Origin of the sequence: Endozoicomonas sp. 8E (assembly GCF_032883915.1) — a bacterium.
Taxonomy (GTDB): Bacteria; Pseudomonadota; Gammaproteobacteria; order Pseudomonadales; family Endozoicomonadaceae; genus Endozoicomonas_A.
On the sequence record NZ_CP120717.1, the window covers coordinates 7,290,033 to 7,308,067 of the forward strand.

The following is an 18,035-nucleotide window of genomic DNA, read 5'->3' on the forward strand; positions in this document are numbered from 1 at the left end:
AGTTCCCTGAAGAAAGGCGCTATTGAAGTCTCTATGTACCTGGCCAGTTGGTTTCGTATTCTGGCGAGAGGATTTTTTCATCCTTCAAGGCGCAACGACGGGCGCGTAGCCATAGCTACGCAACCAGAGTTGGAACGCAGAAGGATGGAAAAAGCCGCCGTCCAGAATATGCGAAACCAACTGGTTAGGTACTTATAACCTTTCAGCTCTCAAGCCTGCTGTGATCCGGATTCTCGTCTACGCTCAATGCCATGATTTCATTATCTGTCAAAAATCAATCAGCAGTTTTCAATCCATTTGATAACTGAAAGGCAATGTTATGTTTATTCAAAAATTGAGATATTCAAATTACAGTCTGGTGTTCATACTCATCATGCTGTCAGTTCTTTCAAATTCTGCCCGTTCTTATTCACATTCAAGCTCGAATTCCTGGCTAAAATCTCTGGCAACCATGTTTGTTCTCCACTCCACTATTAACCGTCCTGATAATCAAAATAGCGGCCTGGCTGACGCTAGCAATCTTAAGAGTTGTAATCCAAGATGTCAGTTTGAGCCACAGTTGCATGAATATTTTGAAGGCAGCACTGTTGCTCTTTTTGTCAGGGTTATTCAAGCCCCTTGTTTACAACGGATGTTTGATGAAAAAAAAGAGATTTGGTTTGGGCTCTGGAATCGTCAATATAATTGGGTCGATTTTTCTATGATGAAGGTAGAAAATCATACATTGGATACAGAAAGAGGTTACGAAGGACGGTTTTCTTATTCTTACAAAGAAGATGTGGCGGGCGCTAATTTGGAAATCTTTTTTAAGGATGTACAGCCAAAAGAGGCCGGATTTTATGGCGTAGAATTCCGGTATGACACCTTCCCATCATTCAGGTTCAGCTGCCCTCTTGTACTAAGACACATTCATCATGGGCCAGTGAATCCAAACATTGCTGCTCTTGAGGGCAATGAAGCACGATTCCAATATAGGTTCAACCCCACTGTTGATAATGAAATACCATCACTGGATTCGGTTCGCTTTGGCCCCCAACAAAAAAATGGCAGTATCGAAACCTACCTTTATTGGCAGAAAGACAAGAAAGAAAGTAACCCCTATCAAAATGACGAAAGACAAATACCGATGAATTTTTCCAGTCCGGGAAACACATCGCTGAGTTTTTCCAATCTGAGAAATATTTCACTGGATCTTTCCAATCTTGGAAACTATACCTTCACTGTGACTATGCACGGAGTCAATGTAACTGATACTGGTCGTTATCTTTGTGATATTGAAGTGACACGCTCTCTAAAAACTTTCCACACGCTAACCACAGACCTGGTTGTCAAAGCAAATCTCTCCGACCCTGAGGTGATAGAAGCATCCACCCAAAGCCCATTTTCACAAACGCACACTTTCTATCCCGGAGATACCAAAACCCGAAAAGCAGGTTTTGCCAATAGACTCAACTCACCCATTGCCACACATCAGCCAATGCCTCAAGAACCGCCTCAACAGGAGTGTCTTTATCCCAACCCCGACTGGGAAAAATTATCACGAGATTACAATAAGGGAATAGAGACAGGAATCGCCGTTGGAATCCCCATAGGGATGGTTGCAAGTGCTATAGTTGCTGGTATTTTCTATTTTGTTCGCAATTGGCGAAAAAACCATAACCATCATCTTATTGAGGGTGAGTTTATTGCTAATTATGATGTAATTATGCTTGACACTAAATGATCATTAAGACTTGTAAAAGTCTCTTCAGCTATTAATGAATCAAGTTACGCAGTTGAAAGTTCTCTTGACTGCCTCTGTTTTTAAAGACCTTGCAGTATAGCAGAATGGAGAAATCCACACCTGCTATACACGCTTGTACAGTTTTTTTTTGTGAAAAATTAACAGTACCTATACCCTGAGAACGCCCATGTAACCAATCCAGGTTAGAATCACTAACCGACTGGTTACTATGTATACGCAAGCAATTGCTAATGTATCAATCTAAATCTGAATAAGTACTCAAAAAATATCTGTTCATTAATACAGAAGATGAAATTATGATCTCGAATAACAACATTCCGCAAACGACACAATCGTTAGACTATACACAGGATATAGAGAATGACTCTTCAGGAGCATCCGGCAGCTTTTCCGGTCGTTCTGTAACCCGGCAAGGAGTAAATTTTTCCTATATCCCAAAGCAAAACGGCTCGTGCAACCTGGAATGCGTCAATATCACCAAATTTTCGGATAACAAAGCCGCAGTGACTTTTTATTTTGGCGTTAAACCTTTGGGTGTCTGGTTTAAAGATTGGAGTAATATTACAGAGTCTTATGGGACCTCATATATTCAGTATCATGACGTTCATCACCATCCGTACATCCACAAAAAAGTGGATCCACTTGAAAGACACACTCACGTCCTTATTGAAAGCGATAAGCTCGAAAGCTACGTACAAGAAGTCTCTGAAAAAATAGGGCTCTCTTCGGTCGATATAAAGCAGATTCAACATTCAACCCGATACTTTTGTGACAATCCCGGAGAATCAGGCATAGATTTTCAAGACGGCAGCTATGCAGAAAATGGTGGGGCCAGTGAATTATTGTAGTCATGCACTCACACAATTTAGTACTGCATGCCTGATCAGACAAAACATAGCTGGTGATAGTAAACGACAGTAAAGCACCTAATTCAGTTAATTATTTATTGTTGTTCGTCATTATGACCTAATGTTGAAGGACAGGAGGAGTCGACTTCATTCGTAATGTTAAAGAAGGGCCTATGAACAGAATTTTAACCCTATTCATGCTGCTATTCACTCCAATAACCTATGCAGAATGGATAAAAGTAAACCCGGGCAAATACTCTGACTATTATCATATGCAATATGAACTAAAGTCTGGCGAGTACAGGGTTAACGAGCACTATGGTTTTAACCAAGGTGGTCAATTTGAAGTATTAGTGCCCAAAAAATACTTTCCTATACCTGCACCAAACTGCAAAAAAAATATCATTATACGAATGCCAGCCTCAGAAAATGAAGGGCGAAAACGAGCACTGTATGAAAAGCTACAGTCTGGAAAGTCGGTATTAGTCACACTGGAGCTCAACCCCTATATCAATATCATCAAGGAATCGCCATTAGAATTAGAGTTACAGTACTGTAACGTGTTTTTCAGACAAAAACGGGGTGATTACTACGACGCATTGTGAATCACACTACAAAATCAATTGCGGCACTCCTCGCCTGTGTTGAGACTGTCACAAAGCTCTCGTTTCCACGCTGGAACCCAAAGAGGCTGAAAGCGCGTGAACCAGGGTTTTGCGACACCCTCTTTAGACGGGGGAAGATCTTGGTAGCTGACCAGATGCCTATACCTACAACGGACTCAGGTTAGCGTAAGCCATCATCAACCATTTTGAGCCTTCCGAATCAAAGTTGACCTGAACCCGGGCTTGGCCGCCTTCACCCTCATAATTCAGGACCACTCCTTCACCAAAGACATCGTGATGAACACGCTGGCCTAAAGCCAATTCATGGTCAGATGTTTGAACAGAAACCGGACGCGTGATTGATCCACCCAGACGCACTTCCTGCAGCAGCTCGCCGGGAATTTCCCGAATAAAACGGGAAGGGCGATTCATGGTGTCATTCCCATAGAGTCTGCGATTCTCTGCATAGGTAAGATAGAGCTTTTCCATAGCCCGGGTAATACCGACATAACAGAGTCGTCTTTCTTCTTCCAGATTGCCTTCTTCCAGAGACATCTTATGAGGGAACAGACCTTCTTCCAGACCGGCAAGAAAAACCAGCGGAAACTCCAGACCCTTAGCTGAATGAAGGGTCATCATCTGAACGCTGTCTGTAAACGGGTCAGCCTGATTTTCCCCGGCTTCCAGAGCCGCATGAGCCAGAAATGCAGCCAGTGGAGACATGGGCTCTGTCTCTTCATCCTGATCGAAGTCTTCAATATCAAACTCGCTACAAGCGGTGACCAGTTCCTCGAGGTTTTCTACCCTGGCACGACCTTTTTCCCCTTTCTCTTTCTGATGATGATCGATCAGACCAGAGACGGATATTACATGGTCGGCCAACTCCCCCAGATTCAGCTCATCACCTGAAGCACTGAGGCTTTCTATCAAATCAACAAATTCACCCAGAGAACGACCGGCTTTGCCACCAATGGCGCTGCTGGCAACAACACTCTTGACAGCACCCCATAAACTCAAGCCTTGTGAACGGGCTGTTTCACGGAGCTTTTCAACGGTTTTTTCACCGATGCCACGAGTAGGGATATTGACGACCCTCTCCAGGGAGGTGTCGTCATCAGGGGAGCTGACCAGTCTCAGATAGGCCAGAGCATTCTTGATTTCCGCCCGTTCAAAGAACCGCTGACCACCATAAATTCGATAGGGAATAGAAGCCCTGAGCATGGCTTCTTCGAGAATGCGGGACTGGGCATTGGAACGATAAAGTATCGCTATACCACTGCGAGCCATACCCTGTTCAGACGCCTCACGAATGCGATCGGTGATAAATCGGGCTTCATCCATTTCGTTAAAACCGGCATAAAGCTGGATGGGCTCTCCCTCATTACCGCTGGTCCAGAGCTCTTTACCCAGCCTGTCCGGGTTATTGGCAATCACTGCATTGGCTGCGCGCAGGATGTTACTGGTAGAGCGGTAATTTTGCTCAAGACGAATAGTTTCGGCTTTCGGAAAGTCTTTTGAGAATTGTCGTATGTTTTCAATACGGGCACCACGCCAGCCATAGATCGACTGATCGTCATCACCGACGATCATCATTTTATCCTGCTCACCGGTCAAGATCCTTAACCAGGCATACTGAATGGCATTAGTATCCTGAAATTCATCCACCAGCAGGTAACGAAATCGCTCTTGATAGTGCTGAAGAATATCCGGTCTTTTCAGCCAGAGTTCATGTGAACGAAGCAGCAGCTCACCAAAATCAACAACACCTGTCTGGTGACAATAGTCATGGTAAGCCCGGTAAACATCCAGCATGGTTCTTTCAAAAGGATCATAGCCCGGATCGATATAGTCAGGTCTGAGCCCTTCATCTTTCTTGCTGTTGATGTACCACTGGGCCTGCCGGGGAGGCCACTTCTGTTCATCCAGATTCATGGCCTTCATTAGCCGTTTTATCACCCTGAGCTGATCATCGCTGTCGAGAATCTGAAAGTTCTCAGGCAAGCCTGCATCCTTAAAGTGAGTCCTCAACAACCGGTGAGCCAGCCCATGGAAAGTTCCAACCCACATGCCACGGGGTGGAATCCCGAGCAGTTCTTCGATACGGCTTCGCATCTCTGCCGCTGCCTTGTTGGTAAAGGTCACTGCCATAATGGAGTAGGGCGACATGCCTTCAGCCTGAATCAGCCAGGCAATACGATGCACCAGTACCCGGGTTTTACCACTGCCAGCACCTGCCAGAACCAGCAGTGAACCCGGAGGGCTTGTGACCGCCTGTCGCTGGGCATCGTTCAGGGAGTCAATGATAGGGGTTACGTCCATAGACAGCATTCTTTCCAGCTAGATAAAAACCATGCAGTCCGGCTGCTCAATCCGCAACCAGAGCCGTTAAGGAATTGTACAAGGTTTTAGCAACATCGTCGTAAACTCTCGTTTGCACGAAGTTTTAAGACAATTCTGCTAAAAATCACTGCCGTGAGACATATCTCACACACTTTGTCGTATTTTTCTCTTGTTCTTCTCAAACATTTTTCATAATTTCGTAACTGTCAGAAAGCATCATAAAAACAATAAAAAAACAAAAAAAACAAAGAGGTGCCGTCATGGCTAACAAAGATATACAGCTTAAGAAAGATTATCTTCAGGAAGAAGAAATTGTTCGAGACGATTTACCTAATAAAGGTTCAAAGCGCGCACTGCAGATTCGAAGAGCTCTGGAAGACAGAAAAGAAACCAAAAAACTCAGCTCGTTCTTCGGCGACAGCTACTGGGGTGATGTTTGACCATCCATTTTTCAGCCCCTTTTTCAGGGGCTGAGATTTTCCTGGCCATTGTAGAGTTCACTTTCCCACCGCTTTCCCTCATACAATCCTGATATCATCCGACTCCCTAACCGCCGTGTATTCAGCAGCTGTTAGCAATCCTATTGCGGGCGACAAGTCAGACAACAAACCAATTTGTTACAAAAATACGGGCATTCACTCTCAGAATCGTTATAATATAACGTTTATTTTTGATACCGATACAGTTGTCTTCCTATGATTTTCTCAAGAAAACCAAAGATAATGTTCTGGCTGGCAGGCCTTTTACTCCCTCTGACCTTGTCGGCCTGGGGCAAAGAACCCCCCAAAGTACTGACTTCTATTAAGCCTTTACAGCTGATTGCTGCTTCCATCACCGAAGGTGTTACTTCTGCTGACGTGCTGCTACCTGCTGGTGCTTCTCCCCACAGTTACAGCCTGAAGCCTTCAGACGCCAGAAAGCTTTATGAAGCCGATTTTGTTTTCTGGGTCGGACCCGATATGGAAGTCTTCCTGGATAAAACCCTGTCAGGTTCAATAAAAGCGACCTCCGTGCCTTTAATGCAGGAAAGTGAGTTAAAGCTTCTGAAAATTAATGAAGGCGAAGAAGCAGTCCATGATAATCATGCTGAAGAAAACCATGATGATCATGACGGAGAAAACCACGATGATCATGACGGAGAAAGCCACGATGATCATGACGGAGAAGATCATGATGATCATGCCGGAGAAAGCCATCATCATCATGGCGAGTACGACGTTCACATCTGGCTAAGCCCGGATAACGCCATAGCGATAGCCAAAACCCTGTCAGAGAAGCTGAGCGATCTGGACCCTGCGCATAAAAAGCAATACACAGATAATTACAACGCATTCAAAAAAGCGGTACAGGCAGCAGACAAGCGCAACATCAGCAAACTGACTGACTACCATAATCAGCCCATGTTCGTTTTTCATGATGCTTATGGTTACCTGGAGAAGCATTACGAGCTGAATATTGTCGATCATTTCACTGCTAACCCAGAACAGCAACCGGGTGCGAAACATCTGACTCAACTGCAAGAGAAGCTTAAAAAAGCCGGTAATAGCTGCGTTTTCCGTGAACCACAGTTCCAGCCTGCTTATATTGACAGGATCATTGAAGGCACCAACGCCAATGTTGCTGTGCTCGATCCTCTGGCCACAGATGTCGCTGTCGGCCCTGAGGGTTATATTGAGTTCATGGACAGTTTGACCAATAACATCATCAGCTGCCTGAAGCGTTAATCATGAGTTAAGAGCGAAGCCCCGCGAGCCTGAAAATAGCAGGTGACCGGGGTATTTACTGAATCCTGAGCCCCATAAAACTGCCACCAAGAAATGCGGCTACTGCCAGAAAAGGCAGAAGGGAAGCCAGCAGGGTTACCCACATTTTCAGCTTTGAGCGTTCCAAACGCAGATTCCATCGTTCTTCCGAAAAGGCCTGGTCATCATCCAGCTCTGTGGATAACCCGCAGCTTGAACAGGTCACCTGCCACATTTCAGTGTCCCCAACCATCATGCTTGCCAACTCTGCTTCACCCAGACAACAGGGACACTTGTCCAGTTTCATAACGCCTCCTTGCATTTATACACACACCAATGACAGCTTTTTCCACATCTTTTAACAGGTTATCCACAGATAGAACGTTTATTCAAGGATTATCTTATTCTGTGGCTGGCCCTACTTTCACATCTCTGCCAGGGTTTCAAATAGCAATATCGCCAGCTAAATGAACACGCATGTTTTGAGTCAGGGCTTGTGCGGCAAATGCCAGAACCACGTCTTTCAGATTTTCTTGCGGCACCTAGCAGCCTGTCGGACTTAAGTCTGCCCTACTGCGGTTGCGATAAATTGGTCTAAAAATTCCTGCCTCTTCGTCAAATAGCCCCGCTATTCTCCTCAGAAGCAGAAATTTTTATCCTCAATTTCTCGCAATCCTCGCTACGGGCGCTTAAGTCCGACAGGCTGCTAGGCAATAGAGATGTGGTTGCTCTGAATACGCCGTTCATCATGCCCATGCAGAAGATGTCGTAAAGCCCCATAAGTTCCTGTCACAGATACACAGCTCCTCGGTCTATTCTGCTGCAACAAAATTAGGCTATAAAGCAGAGAGCGTTTTTTTATTCCGGAAACTATTGTGATGAGACTGAATCAAGATCCAGATGTATTACTTATGGGCCACCCTCTGCTGTTTCAGGAACAGCCCCAGGTCGCCGTCGGAGAAATGTCCTCAGATGACTTTCAGCACAACCTTGAGATTCTCAAGCAAAAGCAATTAAGTACCCTTGGAGTGGGTCTTGCCGCTCCCCAGATAGGTTGGCCCGCCCGTGTTCTCAGTGTTGGTATTTCAGAACTCAACCGGTTCAGATATCCACAGGCACCGGACATCCCTTTTGCATTCTGGATCAATCCGCAAATCACCGATTTCAGTGAAAATACCTGCTGGACTTGGGAAGGCTGCCTTTCAGTTCCGGGCATGAGAGCATGGATTGAGCGTCCTGAAAGCATCACAGTGGTTGGATATAACGAACGGGGAGAGCGGCAGGAAAGAAACCTGTCAGGCTTTACCGCCCGGATAATGCAACATGAACTGGATCACCTTAACGGGAAGCTTTTCCCTACGAGAGTGGAAGATAAAAGTCTGATAATTCCCAATCAGTCAATTGAGCATCAGGAAGAATGGGCAGAAGGCTGGCCAACAGAGAATGCTCACAAGACAACCCGCGGCCAGATTTCTAATGAGCGCTAATGAAGCTAGAAAATCTCATCGCCTCCATCAATCAGATGGGTCGTATCATCCTGATCACGTAACTCTTCACGATACCGGCGACGGTTCAATAACTTCTTCTGAACCGGATTTGGCAGCTCGGTAAACTGAATGATCTGCTTATCAATGAGCAGGTCGATCAAATCTTCAAGTACCCTGATAAAGTCGGCATCCGCCGCCTGCATGACCTTGCTACCGATGGTCGGGTTTCGTTGCAGGAAGGTATGGACGGCTTCATCTTCCAGATTAACGACTTCCCAGTCGTCAGTCAGCTGCCGGTCAGCAACCGCCTGAATTTCACCTTTCTCATCTTTGAGTGCGTATAGCATCCTGCTGCCTCTAAATACGCCGGTTGATAGGTAAAGACTGTAGCAAATCGGATATCAGACCCCGGCTGATATCAAACAGATCGTCACCCTCCAGGCCTTCACTGGCACCGTTTATATCCCAGATCACCTCACCACTGCGGATATCAATAACCGTCAGTCCCATAGAAACATTCGGCCTGCCACTGTCATCGTAGTACCACTCGAAAATCTCACCGGCAATTGCAAAGCTGATATCATTTTGCATAGCCCACTGCTTGCCATTCTGATAGCGATGAGCCGCTTCCAGCGATTTTGAGGCGGTCGTCACTTCTGACTCAGGATACAAGCGAGCCTCTTCAATACCCCGTGAAGGCAAATTAACCATCAGTATTCTTTCTACCTGAGTGGTGATACTGGTCGCTTCACTGTGATTGATAAAAGGCAGGACAGCCCAGTTAGCGGTACCCGGCAGACCTTCACGATACAGACCTGAAGAAGCGGCCGTACCACCCAGGCCACCCGAGTCATTAAAACCTGTGTACTGACATCCTGTCAGAGCCAGCACCGCCGTTAGAATCAGTATTAAAAATCCGGACCTGGCTTCATTGAACATAATCTTTAAGTTCTCCATGGTTCAACCTTAACCATTGCAGGGCAACGATAGCCGGAGCGTTGGAAATACGACCATCTTCAACCATCTGCCAGGCTTCTTCTACTGCCAACACATGCACTCTGATATCTTCACCTTCTTCTGCCAGCCCGTAAACCCCACCTGCCGATGAGGCATCAACAATGCCACAATAGAGCATGAAACGTTCATTGGTTGCGCCGGGGCTGACGTAAAAATTGGATACCGGCAAAAGATGCTTCACTTCACAATCGGCTTCTTCTTTCACTTCACGAATGGCAACCGATTCCAGAGATTCACCCGGCTCGGATATACCCGCAACAATTTCCAGCAACCAGGGGTCATCATCGCTCATCAGAGGGCCTATGCGAAACTGTTCGACCAGTACGACTTTTTCCAGAACAGGGTCATAGAGAAGTACACCCACAGAAGGTACTCGCAAAACCGCTTCCCGAACCAGAGTCTTACTCCACCCCCCCTGAAAAAGGGCATGCCTGACTTTATATCGGCATAGCTTCAGAAATCCAGACCAGACTCGCTCTTCACTTTCAACATGAGCGTCTTCGACTCCCAGACCAGATAATTTCATGGCACACCTTATTGATATAAATGATGCTGAAGAATGTAATCATGAACCGAAGGCAACAGCAAAGCAGCCACGGCTTCCTTGTTGTTATCGTCAGAACTCCCTGAAACTAACAGCTCTCTTACCTGAGTGCTCCGAATATTCTGACGTTCCCGGGCAGTAAAGACCTGCCAGCGTTGTTCAATGTCTTCAGACCGATAGAAGCGTTTCCAGATCCGGGGGTCGGCATTATCGGGCCCTCTGATAAAACCCAGCTGGTCCCCGGGGTATTTCTGCTCCAGGAGTTCCAGCAAATCAAAGGTATACACCGGCTTTTCGGGATTATCTGCCAGCATTTTCAGCTCAATGTCTGAGACTTCTATCTGGCATTGAGGCAGTTGTACCGAGTTCACCAGTTGCTGGCACATGGCCACCCGATGATGAAACGGTAACATCGACTTGGAAAAAGCGTGGGCAGCATTGGGCACCAGCAATATCAGGTCAAATGCTTGTCGGGCCTGTTCCAATACATCCAGATGCCCCAATGTTGGCGGGTTAAAAGCAGAACCCAAAATTCCTATTTTTCTGGCGGTCATAATGTTGTTTCCAAAATGACACTCTTTGGCACTTCCACTTCTACTGCGATGGGCAGATGATCTGAAATGGGCAGATTCAGTACACCGACCTGATGCACTATCAAGGAGGGACTGACCAGAATATGATCCAGTGAACGACTGGGACGCCAGCTGGGAAAAGTGTTCAGCTCAGAGTGAACAGCCTGCAAGTCAGTATCTTTCAGGGGTGAGTTGTTTAGCAGTTGTTCAGCGTGGGTATTCATATCGCCCATCAGGATCACATGATTGTAAGTTCTGACCAGATCCCTGATATAGGAAAGCTGAGTATTTCTGGCCCTCTGGCTGAGAGCCAGATGCATCATCGCCACAACTAAAGGATCCCCGGGGTCACCAAACTGGGCAACGATAGCTCCCCGTCCGGGGATCAATCCGGGCAGTTTATGATCCTCAAGAATGGTGGGCTTGAATCGGCTCAGCAGTCCGTTACTGTGCTGTGCCAGTTTTCCGAGATTCCGATTCAACTGGTGATACCAATAGGGAAACTGACATTTCAGGGCGAGGTATTCGGTTTGATTGATAAAGCCACTTCTGAGGCTGCCACCATCGGCTTCCTGAAGAGCTACCAGATCAAAATCAGGGAGGGCGGCAGCAATCTGATCCAGTGTTCTTGCGCGTCTTGAATGAGGCAACAGATGTTGCCAGCTGCGAGTCAGATAGTGACGATATTGCTGGGTGTTGATGCCTACCTGGATATTAAAACTCAGTAGACGAATGTGTCCGGGCTTTTGTGATCGGGGGTTATAGACCAGCTCACTGCAGTGAACGGATCCCGGAGCTCTGTCCCTCTTCAAGCGAGAAGACAAGGCCCCCTTCAAAGCTCTAATCGGCATCAGTTAAACCTGAATTCTGGATGCTGGTCAGCCCGGCATCCATTTTGTCGAAGGGGTCAAAATGTTCAGCTTTTTGCCTTTGACTCTTCCTTAACCTTAGGCTTTACTTGGGCTGCACGCTCATCACGCACTTTCTTGATCAGGAAGTCAGCAATAACTGGCATGTTTTCCAACCCAACTCTGGGCTCAATAACATATCGGCCATCGACTACCAAAGCTGGAACACCGTTCAGTTGATAACCTTTGATTTTTGACCCACCCTGATTCATCAGGTTCAGAACTCCGAAGGAATTATAGAAGCTGGCAAACTGCTTGGAATCAATGCCGTAGCGCTCCTGAAGAAAATCACCCATAGTTTTTACGTCGCCAAGACGGTTATTTCTATTCTGGATTTCAACAAAAATACTTTTGTGTATCTCGTTCAGTTTTTTCTCGTCCAGTATCATGGTTTCCAAGGTGTAGTAAAGCTGGGCGTGGCTTTTCCAGATGTTTGGACCAAAGAAACCAGGCGTACGAAGAACGCGGGTGTCTTTTTCCAGAGAAGGCTTCCAACGCTCAACCATGGGTTCCAGAGTGTAGCAGTGTGGGCAGCCATACCAGAAGACTTCAGCCACTTCGATCTGGCCTTTCTTCACTGAAGTCTGAACCGGGTTAGGCAGCACCCGATAGTCCTGACCTTCCTTGTATTTATCCTGCACAGCAGCCTGCGCCATTAATGGCAAAACCAGAGCCAACCATAAAAATTTCAGTTGTTTCGGCATCTAAAAACACTCCAAGGCTTTTATAATGATCTATCAGAATGACAAGTTAACAGAAGTCTGGGCAGTGAGTCCAAGCGGAGGTAATCCTCTCTGTTATCCTATCGTATCGATCAGGAAAGATAAGGTATTTTCAAGGCAAATTCCTGTTGAATGTCAGGCTCTTGATAAAAAACTTTTACGTTAAAAAAGCCCATACGAAGAAAAACTTTTCTACCTTTCTTTCAATCATAAAAAAACGGTTTGCAACTTATCATTGCAAACCGTTTTTTGTGCTTATGGCTGAATCGCCAGACATCATTTCTGCTCAACCAGCCGCTACTGTTGCCGCAGGCCACTGATGTAACTCGACAGAGCGTCTACTTCTTTGTTACTCAGTTTTTCAGCGATGCTTCTCATCACTTTGGTATCGCCATCATTGACACGATCACCTTCTCGGAAATCACGCAACTGCTTGGCTGTGTACTGAGCGTGCTGACCACTGATTTTCGGGAAGCCAGCCAGGGGATTACCCTGACCAGTCGGAGAATGACAGGCTGCGCAAGCAGGAATGCCTTTCTTCTGATCACCAAAGCGATAGAGCTGTTCACCCAGCTCCACCCGTTCAGGATCGGCCATCCCCTGTGGCGCAGGCTGGCTCGCATAGAAAGCAGCAATATCTTCGATATCCTGTTCTGTAAGCTGCCCTACAAAAGGCGCCATTTCCGGAACATTGCGGTTACCGGCTTTAATGTCTGAAATCTGTTTAACCAGATAGCGTTCGCCCTGTCCTGCCAGATTTGGGAAATTGGGCGCCAGGCTTACACCTGTTGCTCCATGGCAGGCGGTACAGGTTGCCACTTTGGCTTTTCCAGCATTTGCATCCCCCTTCGCAAATGCCACACCTGATACCCCCAAGGACACTACCAGACCGAAAATAACTTTTTTCATTAACCTGACCCAGCTACGGCACTTGCCATGAGTGACTGTTATTATCCCAACCCTTCCAGTCAGCTGTTCAGCGTCTGATTGTAAAGGCGGAGACCCCTCTGTCTTTACAAACGTCCTCTTTATTCAGCTGCTTTTTCGACCTGTGCTCGGCCTTTTTTCTGAAAAAGGTGGATTAAAATGGCTGCATATGCCTCAAAACGACGGCCATTATATACCTTAATGCTATTTTCCGATAGGTCGTTGAGCCCAGTAAATTCGCCAGTGTTCAGAGAAACTGTTTTTTTCTCGGGCATTTGGCCTGCGACCAGCGGTTGCCAATTGTCGGCAAATAGTTCGCAGCTATTCCATTTGCCCTGCAAGTCAAGCAAAATTGCGCCCACTTTTCATTTCTATAGCGAAACTCCCTGACCAGGGAGCTTCCTGACAGGTCTGACACATGAGTGAAACCAGAACCGGTTTAAATTATCGCAAGGCCAAATTTCTGACCAGCGCCCCCAAGCTGAAACTGTGCCCGCCCGATAATGGCAGGGAAGTTGCCTTTGCGGGTCGCTCCAATGCAGGTAAGTCCAGTGCGCTGAATACCCTGACAGGCTCAAAAATTGCCCGTACCAGTAAAACTCCCGGACGCACCCAACTGATCAACTACTTCAATATTGAAGAGAGCATCCATCTGGTTGACCTTCCCGGTTATGGCTATGCCAAAGTACCGGAAGCTATGAAAATCGAATGGCAAAAACATCTTGATGATTATTTAACCAACCGGAAATCTCTGGTGGGTCTCGTTCTGCTGGTTGATATCCGCCACCCTCTGAAGGAATTTGACCGAATGATGGTCCAGTGGAGCATTGAGTCCAAAATGCCACTGCACATTCTTTTAACCAAGAGTGACAAATTTAAGTCCGGTGTCGCAAAACAGTCCCTGAACAACCTGAAAAGAGAACTCTCGGAATATCCGCAAATTTCGATACAACTTTTTTCTGCCCTGAAGAAAACCGGTGTTGATCAACTGGCACAGCGTCTGGATACCTGGTTGCTGTCAGATGAAGAAGAATTGGAATAAAAAAAAGCTCCAGCCAACGGGGGAAGATGGCTGAAGCGCTAAGCTCCTTGACAAGGAGAAATTAAATACACACAGATTGCAGTGAGAGAAAAGGGAGAGGAATTTCTCTCACATAACTTCAGACTGTCAATGCTCCGGTAAGTTCCATCACATCCACAATAACCTGACCAGATACCTGAAAACAGTTCGCTCACATCGGACTATCGACCCGAACAGAAAAACTCACAGGACAGACTCCAGCTTCCATAAGACACTCGTCCAATGGCTGACGCTCTTCGTGGCAAAAAAAAACCAGTTACCAAAGGGGGGGGTGGTAACTGGTTTATTGCAGGCTTCGTCGGGGAACACAGCACTGCTTTTATTGCCAACACTAAACACACAAGGAGTTTGCAGAAAGGCTTTTCACCTCACTACACAACATTAGACAACTGAATCTTTAGAAAGTTCCCGATAGATGAAAATATTTTTGATTTTTTTTCTGGCAGATCTTCAGGCAAAAAAAACCGGCTACCAAGGGGGGAGGTAACCGGTTCCTCGCAGACTGTGTCGGGGAACACAGCGTTGCTCATATTGCCAACACTAAACACACAAGGAGTTTGCAGAAAGACTTTTCGCCTCCCTACATATACTGAGACAATCAAAATTGAAAAAAGTTCCCGAAGATGTGAAAAAAATAATATTTTTTTCACATCTTCAAATTTTTCAGGGAAACACTACCCTCATTGATGCATCAATGAGCTTCATCCCAGTTGTATCCTGAACCCGCTTCTACCAGCAGGGGGACCTTCAGGTCTGCAGCCTGGGACATTTTTTCCACAACACCGGCTTTTACGATCTCCAGCTGATCCTCTGCTACTTCCAGCACCAGCTCATCGTGGACTTGCATAATCATTCTGGCATCCAGTTCGCTCTCTGAAAGCCACTGATCCACATGAGCCATCGCTCTTTTTATGATATCTGCCGCCGTTCCCTGCATGGGGGCGTTGATCGCAGTTCGCTCCGCTGCCTGACGACGCATACCATTGCGAGCATTGATTTCGGGAAGGTAGAGCCTGCGTCCAAACAAGGTCTCAACATACCCTTTTTCTTTGGCAGACTCTCTGGTTCCGTCCATGTAATGAAGCACACCGGGGTAACGATCGAAATAAAGGTTGATGTACTCTTGTGCTGACTTTCTGGAAATACCCAACTGTTTAGCCAGTCCGAAAGAAGACATCCCGTAAATTAGACCAAAATTAATCGCCTTGGCACTTCTGCGCTGTTCAGAAGTGACCCCTGCCAATTCAACACCGAAGACTTCCGCAGCCGTGGCTTTGTGAATATCCAGACCCTGCGCAAAGGCTTCCAACAAACCGGCGTCATCAGAAAGATGAGCCATGATTCTCAGCTCTATCTGTGAGTAGTCAGCGGCAATCAATTGATACCCTTCAGGGGCAACAAAGGCCTGGCGAACCTTGCGTCCTTCCTCCGTTCGAATAGGAATGTTCTGAAGGTTAGGATCAGAGGAGGATAAACGACCCGTTGCTGTCACCGCCTGATGGTAAGACGTGTGAATGCGCCCAGTGGCCGGATTGATCATCTGGGGCAGCTTATCGGTGTAAGTCGACTTCAACTTGCTAAGGCCACGATGTTCAATCAGAAGTTTTGGCAGGGGATAATCCAGTGCCAGCTCCTGAAGCACTTCTTCAGCGGTGGAAGCTTGCCCCTTCGGTGTTTTCTTGATGACCGGCAGACCCAGCTTCTCAAACAGAATCGCCTGCAATTGTTTGGGAGACGCCAGGTTGAAAGGCTCTCCCGCTTCATCATGAGCCTGCTTTTCAAGCTCATGGAGACGCTTGCCAATCTCCATACTCTGCTGCGCCAGCAGGTGGCCATTAACTCGGGCTCCCTGCCTTTCCATCCGCGACATAACAGCTACCAGGGGCATTTCTATATCACGAAATACAGAGTACAGAGATGGCTCATGCTCCAGTTGGGGGGCAATCGTTTCATGCAGTCTCAGGGTAATATCGGCATCTTCAGCCGCGTAGGGCGCCGCTGTTTCAAGATCAATCTGGTTGAAAGTGAGCTGCTTTTTACCCTTGCCTGCAATCTCTTCAAAAGAGATGCATTGATGGTCGAGGTACTTCTGAGCCAGGCTATCCATATCATGGCGGGTAGCGGTCGAGTTCAGCACATAGGACTCAAGCATGGTATCCCAATGGATACCTTCCAGACTGATATCATAGTTAGCCAGCACACTTTTATCGTATTTCAGGTTCTGGCCTACTTTTTTCTTTTCAGGATTCTCCAGTAGCGGTTTCATCTGCTCCAGCACCCAGTTTCTATCCAGCTGAGCGGGTGCGCCAACATAGTCATGTGCTACCGGAACGTAGGCGGCCTTACCCGCTTCTACAGCAAAGGAGAGTCCAACCAGTTCCGCTTCCATATAATCCAGACTGGTGGTTTCGGTATCAAAAGAAAACAGTTCCGAGTCATTCAATATTTTCTGCCAGCGGCCAAAAGTCTCTTTATCGAGAACCGTCTCATATTCAGCGTGTATAGCTGGCTTGGCCGACTCAGTTTCTGTGCCCCCGTCCATGCCTTTTTCCAGTTCAGCGATCATGGAACGGAATTCATACTCTTTATAAAGAGTCAGCAAAGCATCTTTATCTGCCGGTTCCGCTTTCAGATCCTCAATCGCAACAGGCAGCTGGACATCGGTTTTGATAGTGGCCAGATCCCGGGAAAGCCGCACAATATCCTTGTGCTCTTCAAACTTGGCAGCGAAATTCTTGCTGCCCCTGAAGCCCAGGGCAGGGACTTCATCCAGACGTTTGGCAATCTCGTCAATACTGCCAATCCCCTGTAACAGAGCCAGAGCGGTTTTCTGCCCAACCCCAGGCATGCCCGGAATATTGTCACTGGAGTCACCCATCAGGGCGAGATAATCAATAATCAGGTGCGCAGGAATACCAAACTTGTCCACAACGCCATCCAGATCAGTATGGGTATTGTTCATGGTGTCGATCAAAGTGACATGCTCAGAAACCAATTGGGCGATGTCCTTGTCACCGGTTGAGATGACGGTAGCAATTTTTTTCTCAGTGGCTTCTCTTGCCAGAGTGCCAATGACATCGTCTGCTTCCACACCCTCAATCATCAACAACGGCATACCCAGGGCTCGAACCGTTTCGTGAATCGGTTGGACCTGTGAGCGCAGATCGTCCGGCATAGGCTTGCGGGTTGCCTTGTAGTCTTCGTACAGATCATGCCGGAAGTTTTTCCCCTTGGCATCAAAGACAACCGCTACAGGACTGCCCGGATATTCCTTAAGCAGACTCTTCAGCATGTTCGTCATCACACGGATAGCGCCTGTTGGACGACCGTCTGATGTTCTCAGGTTCGCTCGTTCTGAAGCATGAAAAGCCCGATAGAGGTAAGAAGACCCATCTACGAGCACAAGGGGCGGATTGGCTTGGTCTGACATTGCTGAATTGATCTCTGGTTAAAGAGACTGTCGCAAAATGAGCATTCAGACATTTATATAACTGAACA

The 18,035-nt window shown here is 46.9% G+C and carries 18 protein-coding genes; 7 read left to right on the forward strand and 11 right to left on the reverse strand.

Annotation, left to right across the window (positions count from 1 at the left end; translation table 11 throughout):
• Nucleotides 1-319 precede the first annotated feature (319 nt).
• The 3 genes from P6910_RS26205 to P6910_RS26215 all read left to right on the forward strand — a co-directional run bounded on the left by P6910_RS26205 (nucleotide 320) and on the right by P6910_RS26215 (nucleotide 3,197).
• Nucleotides 320-1,723 (forward strand): hypothetical protein, encoded by a 1,404-nt coding sequence (locus P6910_RS26205; RefSeq protein ID WP_317144164.1) that lies wholly within the window; start codon nucleotides 320-322, stop codon nucleotides 1,721-1,723.
• 317 nt (nucleotides 1,724-2,040) lie between these two features.
• Nucleotides 2,041-2,592, forward strand: coding sequence for a hypothetical protein (locus tag P6910_RS26210; RefSeq protein WP_317144165.1), 552 nt, complete (start codon nucleotides 2,041-2,043; stop codon nucleotides 2,590-2,592).
• A gap of 173 nt (nucleotides 2,593-2,765) precedes the next feature.
• A complete protein-coding gene (locus tag P6910_RS26215; protein WP_317144166.1) occupies nucleotides 2,766-3,197 on the forward strand; it encodes a hypothetical protein in 432 nt (143 codons plus the stop codon).
• 165 nt (nucleotides 3,198-3,362) lie between these two features.
• Here P6910_RS26215 and uvrD read toward each other — a convergent pair whose 3' ends face one another.
• Nucleotides 3,363-5,516, reverse strand: coding sequence for a DNA helicase II (gene uvrD, locus P6910_RS26220; RefSeq protein WP_317144167.1), 2,154 nt, complete (start codon nucleotides 5,514-5,516; stop codon nucleotides 3,363-3,365).
• A 281-nt stretch (nucleotides 5,517-5,797) separates the two neighbouring features.
• Between uvrD and P6910_RS26225 the strand changes: the two genes are divergently transcribed.
• Together P6910_RS26225 and znuA are read left to right on the forward strand one after the other, a co-directional pair.
• Nucleotides 5,798-5,977 carry a hypothetical protein gene (locus tag P6910_RS26225; RefSeq protein WP_317144168.1) on the forward strand — a complete coding sequence of 60 codons (180 nt, stop codon included), beginning with the start codon at nucleotides 5,798-5,800 and terminating at the stop codon, nucleotides 5,975-5,977.
• 282 nt (nucleotides 5,978-6,259) lie between these two features.
• Nucleotides 6,260-7,261 (forward strand): zinc ABC transporter substrate-binding protein ZnuA, encoded by a 1,002-nt coding sequence (gene znuA, locus P6910_RS26230; RefSeq protein WP_317144169.1) that lies wholly within the window; start codon nucleotides 6,260-6,262, stop codon nucleotides 7,259-7,261.
• A gap of 55 nt (nucleotides 7,262-7,316) precedes the next feature.
• On the opposite strand, the gene P6910_RS26235 is transcribed toward znuA, so the two are convergent.
• Nucleotides 7,317-7,586: a hypothetical protein gene (locus P6910_RS26235; protein WP_317144170.1), complete on the reverse strand. Its 270-nt coding sequence runs from the start codon at nucleotides 7,584-7,586 to the stop codon at nucleotides 7,317-7,319.
• A gap of 571 nt (nucleotides 7,587-8,157) precedes the next feature.
• Here P6910_RS26235 and def point away from each other — a divergent pair.
• Nucleotides 8,158-8,766: a peptide deformylase gene (gene def / locus P6910_RS26240; RefSeq protein WP_317144171.1), complete on the forward strand. Its 609-nt coding sequence runs from the start codon at nucleotides 8,158-8,160 to the stop codon at nucleotides 8,764-8,766.
• Between the two features lie 5 nt (nucleotides 8,767-8,771).
• On the opposite strand, the gene P6910_RS26245 is transcribed toward def, so the two are convergent.
• From P6910_RS26245 to P6910_RS26280, 8 genes are all read right to left on the reverse strand, one after another.
• Complete coding sequence (locus tag P6910_RS26245; RefSeq protein ID WP_317144172.1) at nucleotides 8,772-9,113, reverse strand: hypothetical protein; 342 nt, start codon at nucleotides 9,111-9,113, stop codon at nucleotides 8,772-8,774.
• Nucleotides 9,114-9,123: 10 nt separating this feature from the next.
• Nucleotides 9,124-9,723: a hypothetical protein gene (locus tag P6910_RS26250; protein ID WP_317144173.1), complete on the reverse strand. Its 600-nt coding sequence runs from the start codon at nucleotides 9,721-9,723 to the stop codon at nucleotides 9,124-9,126.
• Entirely contained in the window at nucleotides 9,695-10,309 is a 615-nt protein-coding gene (locus tag P6910_RS26255) for an NUDIX domain-containing protein (protein ID WP_317144174.1), read from the reverse strand. The genes P6910_RS26250 and P6910_RS26255 overlap by 29 nt, the downstream gene beginning before the upstream one ends.
• 8 nt (nucleotides 10,310-10,317) lie before the next feature.
• Nucleotides 10,318-10,881, reverse strand: a complete 564-nt coding sequence (locus tag P6910_RS26260; RefSeq protein ID WP_317144175.1) for an adenylyltransferase/cytidyltransferase family protein — start codon at nucleotides 10,879-10,881, stop codon at nucleotides 10,318-10,320.
• Nucleotides 10,878-11,750 carry an endonuclease/exonuclease/phosphatase family protein gene (locus P6910_RS26265; RefSeq protein WP_317144176.1) on the reverse strand — a complete coding sequence of 291 codons (873 nt, stop codon included), beginning with the start codon at nucleotides 11,748-11,750 and terminating at the stop codon, nucleotides 10,878-10,880. Before P6910_RS26265 ends, P6910_RS26260 begins: the two co-directional genes overlap by 4 nt.
• Before the next feature lie 65 nt (nucleotides 11,751-11,815).
• Nucleotides 11,816-12,511: a thiol:disulfide interchange protein DsbA/DsbL gene (locus P6910_RS26270; protein WP_317144177.1), complete on the reverse strand. Its 696-nt coding sequence runs from the start codon at nucleotides 12,509-12,511 to the stop codon at nucleotides 11,816-11,818.
• A gap of 315 nt (nucleotides 12,512-12,826) precedes the next feature.
• The gene (locus P6910_RS26275) at nucleotides 12,827-13,438 is read right to left on the reverse strand and encodes a c-type cytochrome (protein ID WP_317144178.1); all 612 of its coding nucleotides are present in this window, start codon (nucleotides 13,436-13,438) and stop codon (nucleotides 12,827-12,829) included.
• A gap of 119 nt (nucleotides 13,439-13,557) precedes the next feature.
• A complete protein-coding gene (locus P6910_RS26280; protein WP_317144179.1) occupies nucleotides 13,558-13,818 on the reverse strand; it encodes a hypothetical protein in 261 nt (86 codons plus the stop codon).
• A 56-nt stretch (nucleotides 13,819-13,874) separates the two neighbouring features.
• Here P6910_RS26280 and yihA point away from each other — a divergent pair, with 56 nt between their 5' ends.
• Entirely contained in the window at nucleotides 13,875-14,498 is a 624-nt protein-coding gene (yihA, locus tag P6910_RS26285) for a ribosome biogenesis GTP-binding protein YihA/YsxC (RefSeq protein ID WP_317144180.1), read from the forward strand.
• A gap of 730 nt (nucleotides 14,499-15,228) precedes the next feature.
• Here the strand turns inward: yihA and polA are convergent.
• On the reverse strand, nucleotides 15,229-17,967 hold the full coding sequence (polA, locus tag P6910_RS26290) for a DNA polymerase I (RefSeq protein WP_317144181.1): 2,739 nt from the start codon (nucleotides 17,965-17,967) through the stop codon (nucleotides 15,229-15,231).
• Nucleotides 17,968-18,035 lie beyond the last annotated feature (68 nt).

Coding starts and splice junctions, on each gene's coding strand:
- P6910_RS26205 (WP_317144164.1), top strand. CDS start 320: ATGTTTATTCAAAAATTGAGATATTCAAATTACAGTCTGGTGTTCATA.
- P6910_RS26210 (WP_317144165.1), top strand. CDS start 2,041: ATGATCTCGAATAACAACATTCCGCAAACGACACAATCGTTAGACTAT.
- P6910_RS26215 (WP_317144166.1), top strand. CDS start 2,766: ATGAACAGAATTTTAACCCTATTCATGCTGCTATTCACTCCAATAACC.
- uvrD (WP_317144167.1), bottom strand. CDS start 5,516: ATGGACGTAACCCCTATCATTGACTCCCTGAACGATGCCCAGCGACAG.
- P6910_RS26225 (WP_317144168.1), top strand. CDS start 5,798: ATGGCTAACAAAGATATACAGCTTAAGAAAGATTATCTTCAGGAAGAA.
- znuA (WP_317144169.1), top strand. CDS start 6,260: ATGTTCTGGCTGGCAGGCCTTTTACTCCCTCTGACCTTGTCGGCCTGG.
- P6910_RS26235 (WP_317144170.1), bottom strand. CDS start 7,586: ATGAAACTGGACAAGTGTCCCTGTTGTCTGGGTGAAGCAGAGTTGGCA.
- def (WP_317144171.1), top strand. CDS start 8,158: ATGAGACTGAATCAAGATCCAGATGTATTACTTATGGGCCACCCTCTG.
- P6910_RS26245 (WP_317144172.1), bottom strand. CDS start 9,113: ATGCTATACGCACTCAAAGATGAGAAAGGTGAAATTCAGGCGGTTGCT.
- P6910_RS26250 (WP_317144173.1), bottom strand. CDS start 9,723: ATGGAGAACTTAAAGATTATGTTCAATGAAGCCAGGTCCGGATTTTTA.
- P6910_RS26255 (WP_317144174.1), bottom strand. CDS start 10,309: ATGAAATTATCTGGTCTGGGAGTCGAAGACGCTCATGTTGAAAGTGAA.
- P6910_RS26260 (WP_317144175.1), bottom strand. CDS start 10,881: ATGACCGCCAGAAAAATAGGAATTTTGGGTTCTGCTTTTAACCCGCCA.
- P6910_RS26265 (WP_317144176.1), bottom strand. CDS start 11,750: ATGCCGATTAGAGCTTTGAAGGGGGCCTTGTCTTCTCGCTTGAAGAGG.
- P6910_RS26270 (WP_317144177.1), bottom strand. CDS start 12,511: ATGCCGAAACAACTGAAATTTTTATGGTTGGCTCTGGTTTTGCCATTA.
- P6910_RS26275 (WP_317144178.1), bottom strand. CDS start 13,438: ATGAAAAAAGTTATTTTCGGTCTGGTAGTGTCCTTGGGGGTATCAGGT.
- yihA (WP_317144180.1), top strand. CDS start 13,875: ATGAGTGAAACCAGAACCGGTTTAAATTATCGCAAGGCCAAATTTCTG.
- polA (WP_317144181.1), bottom strand. CDS start 17,967: ATGTCAGACCAAGCCAATCCGCCCCTTGTGCTCGTAGATGGGTCTTCT.